The organism is Pseudomonas sp. HLS-6 (assembly GCF_002753995.1).
In the GTDB taxonomy this organism is placed as follows: domain Bacteria; phylum Pseudomonadota; class Gammaproteobacteria; order Pseudomonadales; family Pseudomonadaceae; genus Aquipseudomonas; species Aquipseudomonas defluvii.
The window spans coordinates 1,047,131-1,064,420 of the sequence record NZ_CP024478.1 but is presented as its reverse complement, the minus strand read 5'-3'; the positions used below and the strand labels follow the sequence as shown (position 1 = coordinate 1,064,420).

At 59.4% G+C, this 17,290-nt stretch carries 10 protein-coding genes; 7 read left to right on the top strand and 3 right to left on the bottom strand.

All coding sequences use genetic code 11. The annotated features are described in order from the left end of the window. Positions 1-6 precede the first annotated feature (6 nt). The 4 genes from CS390_RS04765 (at position 7) to CS390_RS04750 (ending at position 7,174) form a co-directional block, all read left to right on the top strand. Entirely contained in the window at positions 7-975 is a 969-nt protein-coding gene (locus tag CS390_RS04765) for an ABC transporter ATP-binding protein (protein ID WP_099773620.1), read from the top strand. Next, a complete protein-coding gene (locus tag CS390_RS04760) occupies positions 975-1,943 on the top strand; it encodes a peptide ABC transporter ATP-binding protein (RefSeq protein ID WP_065759370.1) in 969 nt (322 codons plus the stop codon). Before CS390_RS04765 ends, CS390_RS04760 begins: the two co-directional genes overlap by 1 nt. A 142-nt stretch (positions 1,944-2,085) precedes the next feature. Further along, positions 2,086-4,233, top strand: a complete 2,148-nt coding sequence (locus CS390_RS04755; protein WP_099773619.1) for a hypothetical protein — start codon at positions 2,086-2,088, stop codon at positions 4,231-4,233. A gap of 124 nt (positions 4,234-4,357) precedes the next feature. Continuing rightward, complete coding sequence (locus tag CS390_RS04750; RefSeq protein ID WP_099773618.1) at positions 4,358-7,174, top strand: dermonecrotic toxin domain-containing protein; 2,817 nt, start codon at positions 4,358-4,360, stop codon at positions 7,172-7,174. An 83-nt stretch (positions 7,175-7,257) separates the two neighbouring features. Here CS390_RS04750 and CS390_RS04745 read toward each other — a convergent pair whose 3' ends face one another. Further along, positions 7,258-8,841, bottom strand: a complete 1,584-nt coding sequence (locus tag CS390_RS04745; RefSeq protein WP_065759368.1) for a peptide chain release factor 3 — start codon at positions 8,839-8,841, stop codon at positions 7,258-7,260. A gap of 504 nt (positions 8,842-9,345) precedes the next feature. On the opposite strand from CS390_RS04745, the gene CS390_RS04740 reads away from it, so the two are divergent. Further along, positions 9,346-10,509: a type III PLP-dependent enzyme gene (locus tag CS390_RS04740; protein WP_065759367.1), complete on the top strand. Its 1,164-nt coding sequence runs from the start codon at positions 9,346-9,348 to the stop codon at positions 10,507-10,509. Positions 10,510-10,581: 72 nt separating this feature from the next. On the opposite strand, the gene CS390_RS04735 is transcribed toward CS390_RS04740, so the two are convergent. Together CS390_RS04735 and CS390_RS04730 are read right to left on the bottom strand one after the other, a co-directional pair. Next, positions 10,582-11,340: a tetratricopeptide repeat protein gene (locus CS390_RS04735; RefSeq protein ID WP_099773617.1), complete on the bottom strand. Its 759-nt coding sequence runs from the start codon at positions 11,338-11,340 to the stop codon at positions 10,582-10,584. Between the two features lie 3 nt (positions 11,341-11,343). After that, positions 11,344-12,024: a Fe2+-dependent dioxygenase gene (locus CS390_RS04730; RefSeq protein WP_099773616.1), complete on the bottom strand. Its 681-nt coding sequence runs from the start codon at positions 12,022-12,024 to the stop codon at positions 11,344-11,346. A 219-nt stretch (positions 12,025-12,243) separates the two neighbouring features. Between CS390_RS04730 and CS390_RS04725 the strand changes: the two genes are divergently transcribed. Continuing rightward, entirely contained in the window at positions 12,244-14,541 is a 2,298-nt protein-coding gene (locus tag CS390_RS04725; RefSeq protein WP_099773615.1) for a TonB-dependent siderophore receptor, read from the top strand. A gap of 105 nt (positions 14,542-14,646) precedes the next feature. After that, on the top strand, positions 14,647-17,028 hold the full coding sequence (locus CS390_RS04720; RefSeq protein WP_099773614.1) for a PepSY domain-containing protein: 2,382 nt from the start codon (positions 14,647-14,649) through the stop codon (positions 17,026-17,028). Positions 17,029-17,290 lie beyond the last annotated feature (262 nt).

The following is a 17,290-nucleotide window of genomic DNA, read 5'->3' as shown; positions in this document are numbered from 1 at the left end:
ACGCCCATGTCACTGTTGCAGATCAACAATCTCAATGTGCGCTTTGGCGATGCCAAGGCGGTCCCCGTGGTCGACGGTCTCGACCTCAGCGTGGAAAAAGGCGAAGTGCTGGCCATCGTCGGCGAGTCCGGTTCGGGGAAATCCGTGACCATGATGGCACTGATGGGCCTGATCGACGCCCCCGGCATCGTCACCGCCGACAGCATGACGTTCGACGGCAACGACATGCTCAAGCTCAGCGCGCGGCAACGGCGCAAGGTCGTCGGCAAGGACCTGGCGATGGTCTTCCAGGACCCGATGACCGCGCTCAATCCCAGCTATACCGTCGGTTTTCAGATCGAGGAAGTGCTGCGCCAGCACCTTGGTCTGCGCGGCAAGGCAGCCCGCCAGCGGGCGCTGGAACTCCTCAAGAAAGTCGAAATTCCGGCGGCTGAAAGCCGGCTGGACGCCTACCCGCACCAACTCTCGGGCGGCATGAGCCAACGCGTGGCGATTGCCATGGCGATTGCCGGCGAGCCCAAGTTGCTGATCGCCGACGAGCCGACCACCGCACTGGACGTCACCATTCAAGCGCAGATCATGGAGTTGCTGCTCAACCTGCAACAGGAGCAGGACATGGCCCTGATCCTGATCACCCATGACCTGGCCGTGGTCGCCGAAACAGCCAGGCGCGTATGCGTCATGTACGCCGGCCAAGCCGTTGAAATTGGCCAGGTTCCAACGCTGTTCGAGGTGCCTGCGCACCCTTACAGCAAAGCGCTGCTGGCGGCCATTCCCGAGCACAGTGAAGGCGCTGCACGCCTGGCAACCTTGCCCGGTATCGTTCCAGGGCGCTATGACAGACCACAGGGCTGCCTGCTCTCACCGCGCTGCCCCTACGTTCAGGATCACTGTCGCCAGCAACGTCCGAACCTGGACAGACAGGCCCACAGCCTGGTCCGTTGTTTCTACCCGCTGAACCAGGAGGTGGCGTAATGAGCGTCGTTCTTACCGCCCGTGAGCTTACCCGTCACTACGAAGTCTCACGTGGCCTGTTCAAAGGCCACGCACTGGTCCGCGCGCTGAATGGCGTCTCCTTTGAACTGGAAGCCGGCAAGACCCTGGCAGTCGTGGGTGAGTCCGGCTGTGGCAAATCAACCCTGGCCCGGGCCCTGACCCTTATTGAAGAACCCTCCTCCGGCTCCCTGAAAATTGCCGGGCAAGAAGTCACGGGCGCCAACAAGGCTCAGCGCAAACAACTGCGCAAAGATGTGCAGATGGTTTTCCAGAGCCCCTATGCTTCGTTGAACCCTCGACAGAAGATTGGCGACCAACTCGCCGAACCCTTGCTGATCAACACCAACCTCTCCAAAGCCGAACGACGAGAGAAGGTTCAGGCGATGATGCAACAGGTCGGTCTTCGCCCTGAACACTACCAACGCTACCCGCATATGTTTTCTGGCGGTCAGCGCCAGCGTATCGCTCTCGCCCGGGCCATGATGCTGCAACCCAAGGTGCTGGTGGCCGACGAGCCAACCTCGGCGCTGGACGTATCTATCCAGGCGCAAGTGTTGAACCTGTTCATGGACCTGCAAAACGAGTTCAACACGGCGTATGTGTTCATCTCACACAACCTGGCCGTGGTGCGACACGTGGCCGACCAGGTACTGGTGATGTACCTCGGCCGCCCAGCAGAAATGGGCCCGAAAGAAGACATCTACAACAGGCCACTGCACCCCTACACCCAGGCCTTGTTGTCAGCAACCCCGACCTTGCACCCGGACCCGCTCAAACCGAAAATCAAGATCGCTGGCGAACTGCCCAACCCGCTGGACCCACCATCAGGTTGTGCATTCCACAAACGCTGCCCCCACGCCACCGAACGTTGCGCCCAGGAGGTACCGGCGTTCCGTCAGGTGGAAACACGGCAGGTCGCCTGTCACTACGCAGAGCAGTTCCTCTAGCAGAGACATGGCAGTGTCAGCAGCACCCTTGAAATAAATATCACCTTTGAGACACCGCACCCCGGCACCGTGAACCCACCGCCGGGGTGCTGCGTTCACGTACAGCAGCCCGGACAGCCTAACCACCTGCCGAGACTGTGCCATGAGCCTCAATACCCTCCCGTACTATCACACCGATGCACTGCACAAACGCTTTGAAGATCACCTGCAAGACGCCGCCTCTGCTAAACGTATTAGCGCCGTGGAGGCAAACCGACTCTCACGTCTGACCAGCACGGCGCCTCAGCCCGACGCTCGCGCGGATACACGCGTGGACTACCTCGATGCGGTGAGCGCATCCGGTCAAACCATTGCCCTGATCTCGACACTGCTGATCAGCCACTCCACGCAAACAGCAGTGTTCATCTACAACCCTGTACTGGGCATCATGAAATTCGATGATCGTCTGCAGGCTCGCAATGCACTCATCCAGATGCTCGGTAACGCCGAGACCGCCTTGGCCCTGCTGCAATACACCGATGCCGAAGCCTATCGACAATGGCGTAACGACCCGGTCGTGGACCTGGAAGACAACCTGATCGAAGGGGCGGTATTTGAGTGGTTGATGCTGAGCATCAATTCACGTCTCGGCCAGAACCTGACCACCCTGCAAACCCTGCTCCTCAACCAGCCGGCTCCCGAAACGCTACTAACCCAAGCCTTCGTGACCCAACTACGCGTGCAGTGGCCCGATGCAGCCATCAACCCCGCTACTCGGGAAGTCAAAGTGTCCGCTCAGCGCCTGTCCAACCGCGCCCAGGGGCAGGATTATCACCAAAGCCTGAACGATACCCTTCTGGAAACGCTGGCAGACCCCACACTCATTGGAAACGGGGCACATGAACTGCTGAACCCCGACGGCACGCGAGCCAGCGCGCAAGACCAAAAAAAACTCAATACCGCACTGTGCCTGACTCGGGCGCAGTTGAGTGAGCACTGCACCACTCAGCTTGATAACCACTGGGCAGCATCACGCTCCGAGGGCCTGAGCCCTACCGAGCAACTGACCCATGCGTTACGCAGCCGTTTTCTTGAAGCCCTAACCCAGCTCGCCTGGAGTAACGACCTGAGCAACCAGGAGTACAGGACCCTGATCAAATGGTCCAAGGCAGAACACTTACCGGAGCTGCAGGCCTGGTACCTGAAACCCACAGCCTCGACAACCGCGACAGTTCCGCTGGAAACCGTCATGTTGCTGGGCACTGCGGATGCGCCGTCAACTCCGTGCTATAGCTACACCCCTACCGGGGGGCTGAAGCGTCACACAAACCGCCAGGCGTTCTTGGATACACTGGCAATCGGTGACGTGCCGCTGCTACCCATGCAGGCTCCGGCCCTGCAAACCTACACCCAACGCCTACTGAGCGTACCGCGCCAGCGCCTGACCCAGGCCCTGCGGCAACAAGGCCCATTGGCGTTTGTCAGTGTCTGTCAGAAAGCCCTTGAGCTGGAGAGCTTGATTGATCCCTGCCTGCCACGCCTGATGATGCCGTATGTCCGCAAGGATAGAGAGAGCAGCGCCTCGCTCACGGCAATCAAGCATGACTTGAACAGCGAAACGCTTTCGCTCCAAGACCTGAAGCACATCAAACGCCGCGTGGAACAGAACAACACACAACTGCTGGAAGCCCGTCCAAGCCTGGATTCCGTCACCCTGTCGCTGATTGAAAACAACCTGTGCTACCTACTCGGCTCCATGCCGGCAGCGTCTGTCCTGCTGCAGAACGGCGCCGATGGAACCCCCAACCAGAGCCTCAGTGAGTTGATCTGGGAAAACCTGAGCAAACGAAATGCGACGTCGGCGACTCAACAGCCGGCACAACACCGCCTGGCCGCCAACGCTCAAGCGCTGCTGCCGCAACTGACAGCCCCGGTCATCAACCAGTGTGTCGACAAAGTGACCGGCTCACTTCGTCATTATCTGGCCCATGCAGTCGTGCGTAATCAGAACCAAGAGCGACACACGGCACAAAACCTGTACGGCTTGACACTGCGGCTGGAACTGCAGCTGGCTCGTCAGAAAAACACCCTCGAACAACCGGCAATCGACCTCATCCAAGCGGTGCTCAACTACCCGATATCACGCACCCGGCCGCTGCTGGAGGGTGCTCCGGCCATGGTTTGGCAACTGAACATTACCTACGAGGGCAAGCACGAAACGCAGGTTGCCAACCTCTTGCTACTTTCACGCAAGCCCCTGGAAACGGCAGAAGCCCCCCCTGATCCTGTGGACACGGGCATTAGGCTTTGAAACCTTCACGTCACTCCAGTCCCTCAACCAGAAGCTTCAGGCGCGGCTAACCAACTTTCACAGCGCAGAATCACTCTACGATTGCGTTGCAGAAGAGGATAGCGTGCTGCCGGATAACGCCCCTATGGCGCCGCAAGTGACGCCACCGACCTTGAACTGGAGCCCGATCAAGAGCAATGTGCTGCAACGGCTCGAAGCCCTCGACAGCAACCTTCGCCAGCGCAACACCCTGTTCGTCTTCGATCAGATCATCAATGCCGGGCTGTCGGGCAGTGGTCTGCCGGAACTGCTGCATACCTATACGCCCATGGACAGCAGCGAAGTACAGTTGCTGCGCTTCAAGCATGAAATACGCGAACAAACCGTGCGCGCGGCAATCCCGAAGTGGCTGCTGGATGCAACCTACCAGGAGAAATTCGATTATCTGGAAATCCTGGGGCGCAACCTGCTCAATATCACCTCGGAAGAGGATTACCTCTCCGATATGCCCACCATCGCGGACTATGCCTATGAGCGACTGGCCACTCAGCTTGATAGCGACTTTCCGGCCAAACGCTATCCGCCGGATGCCATTTTCATCACCACCATCGCCTGCATCTCAACGCTACCGCCCACTGGCGAAGTGCCCTCAGGCTCTACAGGCGAATGCATCCACCATCGACAAACATTGGTCGAATATGCACTGAATCACTTCCGAGACTGGAGCAACCCCATCACCGCACTGGAATTGGAAAACGGTGCAGCGCCCCCCACAGCAATGAACGTGGACTACATCAAGGACCTGGTCAGGCGCCTGGACATTGGTAGCAACTATCAAACATTGTTCAGTCAGACATTTGACCCTGCCAGCCCCGGCTTCAACCATCGCCTAGAGCTGTTTTGCCGCCAAGTACCCGACCAAATGCTTGAACGTGCATTCAATGCCTACCTGAGGCGAAACCTGAGTAAAACTGCAGTAGCCTTTGTGAAGCAAGTGGTACAAATGCCTGATGCGACCGCCCGCTTACCGCTGGACGGCAAGCGCATCCAACTGACACCGCTGGCGCTGATCGCACAATCGGATTTACCCGCCGATATTGTCCCTGACCTCTACCTGTTTCGAGCAGAAGACACCGACCCCGTAGTGCTCTATGCCCCGTACTGCGAAAGTTTTACGTTCAAGGAATTCAGCAGCACCACAGCACTACTGGCGCAACTGAAGACAGACACCGCGTTGCAAGCCCTGGTTCTCGCCCAGTTACCAGAGCCCTTGCGCAGACGCTATGACAACAATGGCTTCGACGAACCCCACTTGCCCTTCAGTGCAGAATCGGACTTCGACCTGCCGTTATCGAGACCAGGCCCCGTTACCCTTGCCAACCTGCCGGTCAAGGGCAACGCGCTGCATTACCTGTTCGAGGAAAACATTCGCACCCTCAAGCGCATGCTGGACGCCCAACTGATCAGCACCGAAAAGGCTGACTGGGAGTCGCTCAAACATATCCTCGGGCTTGTGTTCAACCAACTGAGTTTTTTCGTACCGGGCAAGATTGGACTGCTGCTCGGCGCCTGGCAGGCAGAAATGACGGTGCTAAAAATTGCACGTAACGACGAGGGCAGCGATTGGCCGGCGCATACCGCCGAACTGCTGTGCGTATTGGTGCAAAGCCTGCTGATTGGCCACAGCGCCAGCACGCTGGGCGACGTAGAAAACCTTAATGCCGAACGCCAGTTCTGGCAAAACCTGTACCTTGACGAGCACTCCCCCATACCCTTGGCACGCTATGAAGCACCCACCCAAGCGCTGGAGTTAATGGTGTTCGACAGCCTGACTCAGGTCTACAGAGACGCGGCCACAGGCAAACACTATGTCAATATCAATGGACACGTATACCGGGCAACCTTCTCGGACGCCAACTGGTACCTGATCGATGAGGCTGAAGATAACCTTGGCCCTCGTTTGCGCCTGAGCGCCGCCAACCGATGGGAGATCGACCCGACGCTGCCGCTTCCGATAGAGCATGGCGCTGTCCTCACTCGGCTAGGTGGCCAGTACACGCGCTGGAAGGCTCGCCGGGAAAACGTCATTATCGTCGCGAGCGGAATGCGGCAGATTCAAAACATGATGCCCAGCCGCGCGCAAAAAATACGCCAGGCACATCGCACCGCCATGATGTACTTGACGAACTGCCTGAAAAACCTGCGCAACGCCGATCCAGCCACACACGTCCCGGTAGAAACCCAACGCATCATCAGCGACTTCTTCGGTGTACCGGCCCTGACCGAGCCACTCCGGCAATCCATGCATGAGTCGGTCAATGCCGTCATCGATATGATGGGGTCAGGCAGCTACTCGCCGCAGTCCTCGTCACGCTACCTCATCGGTACAAGCACAATTAACAGCCAGGGACTGGCGTTCACGGTGCCTTCGGATCTCGAGAAGCAGATTTTCATGCTCGACGGCTACTTTGACTACAATTTCGCCAACCAATTCACCTTCCGTGCCGGCTACACGCAAGACGATGCCGCCGCCATTTTCAGGGCAGCCGTGCTGGTTCACGAGTTCACGCACCTGGCCTACAACACGCGCGACATCTGCTACAACGAAGGCACCTTACCCTTCCTGAACCTGCTGGCGCCTGTTCCCAAGACACTCTGGCTGAGGCAACGCCAAGACACCACATTCTCACACCGCACACCGGCCAATGAGTTGTTTGTCATACAGGATCACCCGAATGGCGCCCCACGCGACATTCGTGACGATGATCGAAAGGGGCGGCGATTCATCCTGCAGACCACGGGCGCTAAAAACCTCGACGATGCCCGTCAGGTTTTTCTGAACGATGCAGAAAAGCGTGCGCAAATCATGCTGAAAAACGCCGACTCGTTGACCTTGCTGATCTTCCGCATGGGTGAACGTCTGCATAGCCCGAGCGTACCGGCAGCTCGCGTAGGCGGCTAACGCGACACCTGTACGCAGGCAAGCCCGTCGCCCACAACAGCCTCAGGCGTGCTGGGTTGCAGGAACGGGCTTGCCGGCGAGGTTTAGTGGTGCTCGCGCGTGGCGCGGAACTTCACATCTGGCCAGCGCTCTTCCATCAGTGCCAGGTTGACCCGGGTCGGCGCCAGGTAGGTCAGGTGACCACCACCGTCGATGGCCAGGTTTTCCATGGCCTTGACCTTGAATTCCTCGATCTTCTTCTTGTCGTCGCACTGGATCCAGCGGGCCGACCACACGGTGATCGGCTCGTAGGCGCATTCAACCTTGTACTCTTCCTTCAAACGGCTGGCGACCACATCGAACTGCAGAACACCCACGGCACCGAGAATGATGTCGTTGCTGCGCTCGGGGAAGAACACCTGGGTCGCGCCTTCTTCGGCCAACTGCTGCAGGCCCTGACGCAATTGCTTGGACTTGAGCGGGTCTTTAAGGCGAACGCGGCGGAACAGTTCAGGGGCAAAGTGAGGAATGCCGGTGAAGCCCAGATTCTCACCTTCCGTGAAGGTGTCGCCAATCTGGATGGTGCCGTGGTTATGCAAACCGATGATGTCGCCGGCCCAGGCTTCCTCCAGTTGCTCACGCTCGGAGGAGAAGAAGGTCAGAGCATCGCCGATACGCAGGTCTTTGCCGGTGCGTACATGGCGCATCTTCATACCCTTCTCGTAACGGCCCGAACAGATCCGCATGAAGGCGATACGGTCGCGGTGTTTCGGGTCCATGTTCGCCTGGATTTTGAAGACGAAACCGCTGAACTTCTCTTCGGTCGGCTCCACCGTGCGCTCATTGGCTACACGCGGCAGCGGACGCGGCGCCCAGTCGACCACGGCGTCAAGGACATGGTCCACACCAAAGTTGCCCAGCGCGGTACCAAAGAACACCGGCGTCAACTCACCGTTCATGAACTCGTCCTGGTCGAACTCATGGCAAGCGCCCTGAACCAGTTCCAGTTGCTCGATGAAACGCTCGTATTCATCACCCAGGTGCGCGCGGGCCTCGTCCGAGTCGAGTTTCTCGATGATCTTCACCTCGGTACGCTCGTGACCGTGGCCCGGGGTGTAGACAATGATGTAGTCGCCGGACAGGTGGTAAACACCCTTGAAGTCCTTGTAGCAGCCGATCGGCCAGGTGATCGGCGCGGCCTTGATCTTCAGGACCGCTTCGATCTCGTCGAGCAACTCGATCGGGTCACGAATATCACGGTCGAGTTTGTTGATGAAGCTGACGATAGGCGTGTCGCGCAGGCGGCAGACATCCATCAGGGCAATGGTACGTGGCTCAACGCCTTTACCGCCGTCGAGTACCATCAGCGCCGAGTCCACCGCTGTCAGCGTGCGGTAGGTATCTTCAGAGAAGTCTTCGTGGCCCGGGGTGTCGAGCAGGTTGATCATGTGATCGCGGTAAGGGAACTGCATCACCGAGGTGGTGATGGAGATGCCACGCTGCTTCTCCATTTCCATCCAGTCGGAGGTGGCATGGCGATCGGACTTTCGCGATTTCACCGTACCGGCGACGGCAATCGCCTTGCCCATCAGCAGGAGCTTCTCGGTGATGGTGGTTTTACCCGCATCGGGGTGGGAAATAATGGCGAAAGTGCGACGCTTCGCGACTTCGGCGGCCTGGTTGGTCATGGGAAATCGCCTGACTGGGGATTCAAAAGGGCCAAAATTATACCCGAACTTGCCGGTGGACCAAAGTCGAGACTCCCAACGACCAGGGCAGACTCACACACGGCGATCGTACAGCGGCCAAGCCCCGGTACAACGGCCGCAGCAATGGCCTTGGCATGAGCCGATGTGGACTGTTTTCAAAGACATCCATCTGTCATGCGGCTCGGTTACAAAGAGACTGCGCAACGCCGGGCGACAGACGTGTGCAAAAACGCGACATTTTTTGTTGATCTTGAACCCCTCAAGTCCTAAAGTTCGCGCCGAGCGTCCATGCTGGAAACGATCCATCCGGCTCAAGTACTGACGACGAGACAGCAAGGTCACCCGTAGCGCCTTTTTCACCGCACGGTTGACCTTTTTGCTTTCGGCGACATGCCTTGGGAAGTAGGCGAACCAAAGTGGGGATACGGAGGGCGCTCAGCTGCAGCCACTTATTTTTTTAGTTTGCCCATGGAGTCCCTAAGCATGTCGATTCAGGTCGAAGACTACTTCGCGCGCGAAACCTTTCAAAAAATGAAGGCGTTCGCCGACAAGCAAGAAACCCCGTTCGTACTTATCGACACCCAGATGATCAGCCAGGCCTATGACGACCTGCGTGCTGGCTTCGAATTCGCCAAGGTCTACTACGCGGTCAAGGCCAACCCGGCGGTCGAAATCATCGATCTGCTGCGCGACAAGGGTTCGAGCTTTGACATCGCCTCGATCTACGAGCTCGACAAAGTGCTGGGCCGCGGTGTCACCCCAGACCGCATCAGCTATGGCAACACCATCAAGAAATCCAAGGACATCCGCTACTTCTACGAGAAGGGCGTGCGTCTGTATGCCACCGACTCCGAAGCCGACCTGCGCAACATCGCCAAGGCCGCACCGGGCTCGAAAGTCTACGTGCGTATCCTGACCGAAGGTTCGACCACCGCTGACTGGCCGTTGTCGCGCAAGTTCGGTTGCCAGACCGACATGGCCATGGACCTGCTGATCCTCGCCCGCGACCTGGGCCTGGTGCCTTACGGCATCTCCTTCCATGTGGGTTCGCAACAGCGCGACATCAGCGTCTGGGACGCGGCCATCGCCAAGGTCAAAGTGATCTTCGAGCGTCTGAAAGACGAAGACGGCATCGAACTGAAGCTGATCAACATGGGTGGCGGCTTCCCGGCCAACTACATCACCCGTACCAACAGCCTGGAAACCTACGCAGAGGAAATCATCCGCTTCCTGAGGGAAGACTTCGGTGACGACCTGCCAGAAATCATCCTTGAGCCTGGCCGCTCGCTGATTGCCAACGCCGGTATTCTGGTCAGCGAAGTGGTGCTGGTCGCCCGCAAATCGCGTACCGCGGTTGAGCGTTGGGTCTACACCGACGTGGGCAAATTCTCCGGCCTGATCGAAACCATGGACGAGTCCATCAAGTTCCCGATCTGGACCGAGAAAAAAGGCGAGATGGAAGAAGTCGTGATCGCCGGCCCAACCTGCGATAGCGCCGACATCATGTACGAGCACTACAAGTACGGCCTGCCACTGAACCTGGCTATCGGCGACCGCCTGTACTGGCTGTCGACCGGCGCCTACACCACCAGCTACAGCGCGGTAGAGTTCAACGGCTTCCCGCCGCTGAAAGCCTACTACCTGTAAACGGCTGAACCTTATCGCCGGCACGCTCGGCTCCTGCAGCGATTGCAGGAGCCGGCCTTGCCGGCGATTGCTTTATGGCATAACGCCAAGCTCGCCAAGCCGAGTGCGATAGGCCAACGCCATGGCTCGAATCTCGGGCTGTGTCGCCTGCTCCAACGCAGCGGCAGCAACCGTCAGAAAATTTGCATTCCCCGCAACCAGCGCCTGACGCAACCAGCCCAGCGCCTGCTCGACCTGCCCCCGCGCCGCCAAGACCCCGGCGTGGCTGAACTGCCCACGAAAGTCCCCGCCTTCTGCCGAGCGTCGATACCAGTCGTGTGCCGCCGACACATCGGCCGGGCAATGCACACCCTCCTCAAGGTAGCGCCCCAACAGGTTCATGGATTTCGCATGCCCTTGCTCAGCGGCTTGCCGATAACAGCACAGTGCCGCACCAGGATCTATCGCGACACCACGCCCCGTGGCCAACAGGTTGGCATAGTTGTACAGCCCCCAATCAAGCCCGGCGTCTGCCGCGAGGCGGTAATGGCGAGCGGCTTCGACAGCATCCACCTCGCCACCCCAGCCATGCTCCAGGCAACGCCCGAGCATGTTATGCGCCATGGCACTGCCCTGATTGGCAGCAATGGCGAACCAGCGTCGGGCCAACGCCGGGTCGCGCTCGATACCGCGTCCGTCCAGGAGTATCTGCCCCAGCAGCAACTGGGCCTCGACGATCCCCTGCCCCGCGGCCATCAACAGCGCTTGGGCCGCCTTGGCCGGGCTTTCTTCAAGCATCTGGCCCAGTTGATCGCCGTCGAGCACTTCTTCACGGCGTAGGTGAAAGGCCATGCGTCAGACCTCGGCCCAGCGACGCAGCAGGTTGTGGTACGTCCCCGTCAACTGAATCAGTGATGGATGATCGGGAACGTCGGCAGTCAGTTGCTGAATTGCGTTGTCCATCTCGAACAGCAGGGTACGCTGGCTGTCTTCGCGGATCATGCTCTGGGTCCAGAAAAACGCCGCATAACGCGCACCGCGAGTGACCGGGTTGACCTTGTGCAGGCTCGTCCCCGGGTACAACACCATATCGCCAGCCGCCAGCTTGACCCGCTGCAGTCCGTAGGTGTCCTGAATTTCGAGCTCACCGCCGTCGTACTCCTCAGGGTCACTGAAGAACAGCGTCGAAGACAGATCGGTACGCACCCGCTCGTGACTGCCACGGGGCTGGCGAACGGCATTGTCGATATGAAAACCAAAGTTGCCGCCTTCGCGGTAGCAGTTGACCAGCGGCGGGAAGACCTTGAAGGGCAAGGCCGCAGACATGAAACGGGGGTTGGCCCACAAGCGCTCAAGCATGGCCGCACCAATCTCCTTGGCCAATGGATGGCCCTCGGGCAACTGGAGGTTATGCTTGGCCTTGGCCGACTGGTAACCCGCCGTGATCTTGCCGTCAGCCCAATCGGCCTGCTCCAGCGCCTCACGAATACGCAGCACTTCCTCGCGCGTAAACAGACCAGGAATGTGTAAAAGCATGGCGCGGATACCTAAGGCCAGAAAAGACGCCAATGATATTGATTCTTATTGCATCACCACAAGCCCTTAGCGCTTGCCAAGACGAATGAGCCCGCAAAAAACACAGGATGAAAATGTAAAGATTGTAAATTCAACACGAATAACAATTCTTCTCAATTGATAGTCGTATGTATTTACATTACATTTCGCGGCCTTGAAACCTTGGGAGGGGTCATAACAATGTCGCGCCACTACGTGCCAACCGCTGTCAGTTCACCACGCTTGCTCGCTTCTGCCATCGGTGTGGCCATTACCGCCACCTCTACTGCGCACATAGCGTACGCTGCCGAAGCTGCACCGGCCAACGATGGGGCGATTGCTCTGGATGCCACCAGTGTTACGGGTGAAGCCAACCAGACCAGCACCGACTACAAGGTTGAGAAATCGGCTTCGCAAAAGTACACCGCGCCGCTGGTGGACATCCCACGCACCGTCACCGTGGTTCCGCAACAGGTCATCAAGGACACCAACGCCCAGAACCTGCAGGATGCCCTGCGAACTGTCCCCGGCATCACCATGGGCGCGGGCGAAGGCGGCAACCCTTCTGGTGATCGTCCGTTCATTCGTGGCTTTGACACACAGAGCTCGATGTACCTGGACGGTGTGCGTGACACGGGCTCACAAACCCGGGAAATCTTCGCCGTCGAATCGATTGAAGTCAGCAAGGGCCCGAACTCGTCCATCGCCGGTCGTGGCGCGGCCGGTGGCAGCATCAACCTGATCACCAAGAAAGCCCACCTGGGCAACTCGCTGGATGGCGCCTACACCTGGGGCTCAGACCAGACGCAACGCTACACCCTCGACGGCAACTACCAGTTCCTCGACACGGCAGCGTTCCGCCTGAACCTGATGACCCACGAAAACAACGTCGCCGGGCGCGACGAAGTCAACTATGACCGCTGGGGCGTAGCACCTTCTCTGGTCTTTGGCCTGGGTACCGATACCCGCGTGAGCCTGGACTACTACCACGTCGAAAGTGACGACCTGCCAGACTCCGGCATCCCCTACAGCCTGAACTCGGGCGTCCCGGGTTCTCGCAGTTCAGCCAACCCGGACAAGCCCACCAACGGTGGTGACAGCGATAACTTCTATGGCCTGGTTGGCCGCGACTTCTACAAGAGCCGCGCGGATATCTCCACCATCGCCATCGAGCACGACCTGAGCGACTCGCTGACGGTGAAGAACACCCTGCGCCACGGCAACACCCTGCAGGACTACATCGTCACCCAGCCGGATGACAGCAAGGGCAACATCCTCAACGGTGAAATCTGGCGTCGCCCGAACAACCGCGTCTCCAACACCCGTACCACCACGAACCAGACCGACCTGTTTGGCGAAGTCTACATCGCAGGTTTCAAGAACAACTTCTCCACCGGTATCGAACTGAGCCGCGAAGCCTCGGTCAAGACCGGCTACACCATCACAGGGTTCGGTGCAGGCAAGTGCTCCAGCGCTACCGGGCAAATCTCCGGTGTGTGCACCTCATTCCCGAACCCCGATCCTCACGAGGCGTGGGATGGCACGGTGGCACGTAATGACCTCGGCGCCGACACCACCGGTAACACCCGTGCGATCTACTTGGTCGACACAGTTGAACTGGACCCGGCTTGGCTGCTGACCATGGGCCTGCGCTATGACCACTTCGACACCAAGGTCAAGACCCGCGCACTGACTGCTGGCAAGGTTGTCAACTTCAAGACCGAGGACACCAGTGAATTCGTCACCGGCCAACTGGGACTGACCTGGAAACCGGCTGAAAATGGCAGCATCTACATCTCCTATGCCACCTCTGCTACGCCAGCCGGTGCTTCGCTGGGTGAAGGCGCGGATGGTAATGCACTGCTGACCGCCACCACCACCAGCGACCTGAAAGCGGAAGAAACCACCAACTACGAAATCGGTACCAAATGGAACCTGCTTCAGGAGCGTCTGGCACTGACTGCAGCAATCTTCCGTACCGAGAAAGAAAACGCCCGGGTACTGGTTGACGCCAACACCTACCAGAACGTCGGCACAACCCGCGTTGACGGCCTCGAACTGACCGCAACCGGCAAGCTGACCAACAACTGGCAAGTGTTCGCGGGCTATACCTACATGGATGCCAAGCTTGTAGACGGCGGCGCTCCGAGGGTGGGCAACCTGTACATCGACGGTTTCGATGACGGCAACCAATTGCCCAACACCCCAAACAACAGCATGACCCTGTGGACCACCTACAACGTAACGCCAAAACTGACCATCGGGGGCGGTGCTTTCTACGTCGATGACGTGTTCGGCAACACCACCAACAGCGTCATGGTCGACTCCTACGTGCGTTATGACGCGATGGCCAGCTACAAGCTGACCAAGAACGTCGACCTGCAACTCAACGTGCAGAACCTGACCGACGAACTGTATTACGACAAGGCCTACGGCAATCACTACGCCAACCAGGCGGCCGGGCGTACCGCCCTGCTGACCACCAGCTTCCACTTCTAAGGCTGCTGGCAGGCAAAGCCCCGCCCACTTCAGTGAGCGGGGCTTTTATGTATCTCGACAGCGTGCATACCCCGCACAGGTATACAGCAAGACAAGGTGGTCGATGTGGTGAAAAAAACCCTGTTTCAACTGCACTGGTTCTTCGGTATCACCGCAGGCCTGGTACTCGCACTGATGGGCATTACCGGCGCAGCGGTGTCATTTCAGGATGAGCTGCTGCGTCTGTTCAACCCCGAAGCCCTCAAGGTTCACGTGCGTGAAGGCGGTGTATTGCCGCCGGCTGAACTGGTACGCCGGGTAGAGGCCGAGCACGGCGACAAGGTTGCCATGCTCTGGGTCGATACCCGCACCGATAACGCCGCGCGGGTATTCTTCACCCCGCCACCTGGCGAGCGGCGAGGCGAAATGCGCTATGCCGACCCATACACTGGCGCGCTGCAAGGCGATGTCAGTGGCCAGGACTTTTTCGGCCTGATGCTGCAACTGCACCGATTCCTGGCCATCGGCGACACCGGTCGGCAGATCACCGGCGCCTGCACCCTGATGCTGGTGTTCTTCTGCCTTTCTGGCCTCTACCTGCGCTGGCCGCGCCAGGCGCTGAACTGGCGTAACTGGCTGACCCTGGACTGGGCGAAAAAAGGCCGCGCCTTCAACTGGGACCTGCACGCGGTTGCCGGCACCTGGTGCCTGGTGTTCTACCTGCTCGCAGCACTGACGGGCCTGTTCTGGTCTTACGAGTGGTATCGCGAAGGCCTGAACAAACTGCTGGCCGACGGGCCGGTGGCGGGCGAGCAACGCAAACGCGGTGAAGGCCGCGGCCGCCCACCTGCACCAGACAAGAACGCACCGCCTCTGGTGGTTGACTACGATGCGATCTGGTCCAGCCTGCAAACGGCTGCCGGGCCAGGCCTGAGCACCTACAACCTGCGCCTGCCGCCTGCTGGTGGGCAACCGGCCACCCTGTTCTACCTGCTTGACAATGCCGATCACGAAAGAGCCTTCAACACCCTGACCCTCGACCCTGCTACCGGTCAGGTACGTAAACACGAACGCTTCACCGACAAGTCGTTCAAGGCGCAACTGCTGGCCAGTGTCTATGCCCTGCACGTCGGCAGTTACTTCGGCCTGACCGGGCGCATCCTGATGATGCTGGCCAGCCTGAGCATGCCACTGTTCTTCATCACCGGCTGGTTGCTGTACCTCGACCGTCGGCGCAAGAAACGCCAGATCCGCGTCGCACGCAACGGTATGACCGCGCCTGCATCGGGTGAAAACAGCTGGTTGGTGGGCTTTGCCAGCCAGAGCGGTTTCGCCGAACAACTGGCCTGGCAAAGCGCCGGGCAGTTGCAGGCGGCGGGCTTTGCGGTAAACGTGCGAGCCTTGGCTGACTTGAGCGAAACCGACCTGCGCCAGGCGAACAAGGCCCTGTTCGTGGTGAGTACCTTTGGCGACGGCGAAGCACCGGACAGCGCCCGTACGTTCGAGCGCAAGGTGCTCGGCCAGCCTTGGGCGCTGGGCTCACTCGACTATGCCCTGCTCGCCCTCGGCGACCGTCAATACACGCACTTCTGCGGCTTCGCCAAACGCCTGCATGACTGGCTGGGAACACGCGGGGCCAAAGCCCGCTTCGCCCCGGTAGAAGTGGATAACGCCGACCCACACGCCCTGCAGCAGTGGCAAGAACAGCTGGCACAGTTGACCGGCAGCCCAGTCGCCAGTAACTGGCAAGCACCAGCCTTCGAAACCTGGACGCTCACCCGGCGCGAACGGCTCAACCCAGGAAGCCAAGGGTCAGCCGTGTACCTGCTCGGGCTGATGCCAGCACAACCGGCACGTTGGGAAGCGGGTGATCTGGTCGAGATCCTGCCGCAGAACAACCCTGCGATCAGCCCCCGGGAGTACTCGATCGCCTCGATTGCCAGCGATGGCATGCTGGAGTTGATCGTGCGCCAGGAGCAACACCCTGATGGCACACTGGGCCTGGGATCAGGCTGGCTGACCGAACAGGCGCCGCTGGCCAGCCCAATCGACCTGCGCCTGCGACGTAACAGCGGCTTCCACCTACCGACAACGCCTGCACCGCTGATTCTGATCGGCAACGGCACAGGGCTGGCAGGCCTGCGTAGCCTGCTTAAAGCGCGTATCGAAGCAGGCGAGCGGCGCAATTGGTTGCTGTTCGGCGAGCGTAACGAAGCACACGACTTCCTCTGCCGGGAAGAGCTGCAAGGGTGGTTGCGTACGGGTGAACTGGCACGCCTGGACCTGGCGTTCTCCCGTGATCAGGCAGAAAAGGTCTACGTACAGGATCGCCTGCGCGAACAGGCAGCTGAGTTGCGCCAATGGCTGGCCGAAGGGGCGTCGCTGTATGTCTGCGGTAGCCTGCACGGCATGGCGGGTGGGGTCGATGCGGTGCTGAAGGAAGTACTGGGCACTGCCGAGGTTGAGCACCTGATCGAGCAAGGGCGTTACCGGCGGGATGTCTACTGACGCCTGACGGCCCAAGCGTTGGCAAACCTCCCGCAGGCTACTCGGCTTTTGTTGGAACAGGCTTGCCTGCGATGGCGTCGGCGCAATGCCCGTGAGTTCGCGGCGCCTGCATCGCGGGCAAGCCCGGCTCCTACAGGTTGCGCGGACTCTGTTGGAGCTGGCTTGCCTGCGATGACGTCGGTGGGGTGACTGCGAGTTCGCGGCGTCTGCATCGCGGGCAAGCCCGGCTCCTACAGGTTGCATTTTCTGTTGGAGCTGGCTT

Bases quoted from the DNA above. Each gene is read 5' to 3' on its own strand.
- CS390_RS04765 (WP_099773620.1), top strand. From the start codon at position 7: ATGTCACTGTTGCAGATCAACAATCTCAATGTGCGCTTTGGCGATGCC.
- CS390_RS04760 (WP_065759370.1), top strand. From the start codon at position 975: ATGAGCGTCGTTCTTACCGCCCGTGAGCTTACCCGTCACTACGAAGTC.
- CS390_RS04755 (WP_099773619.1), top strand. From the start codon at position 2,086: ATGAGCCTCAATACCCTCCCGTACTATCACACCGATGCACTGCACAAA.
- CS390_RS04740 (WP_065759367.1), top strand. From the start codon at position 9,346: ATGTCGATTCAGGTCGAAGACTACTTCGCGCGCGAAACCTTTCAAAAA.
- CS390_RS04750 (WP_099773618.1), top strand. From the start codon at position 4,358: ATGGCGCCGCAAGTGACGCCACCGACCTTGAACTGGAGCCCGATCAAG.
- CS390_RS04730 (WP_099773616.1), bottom strand. From the start codon at position 12,024: ATGCTTTTACACATTCCTGGTCTGTTTACGCGCGAGGAAGTGCTGCGT.
- CS390_RS04735 (WP_099773617.1), bottom strand. From the start codon at position 11,340: ATGGCCTTTCACCTACGCCGTGAAGAAGTGCTCGACGGCGATCAACTG.
- CS390_RS04725 (WP_099773615.1), top strand. From the start codon at position 12,244: ATGTCGCGCCACTACGTGCCAACCGCTGTCAGTTCACCACGCTTGCTC.
- CS390_RS04745 (WP_065759368.1), bottom strand. From the start codon at position 8,841: ATGACCAACCAGGCCGCCGAAGTCGCGAAGCGTCGCACTTTCGCCATT.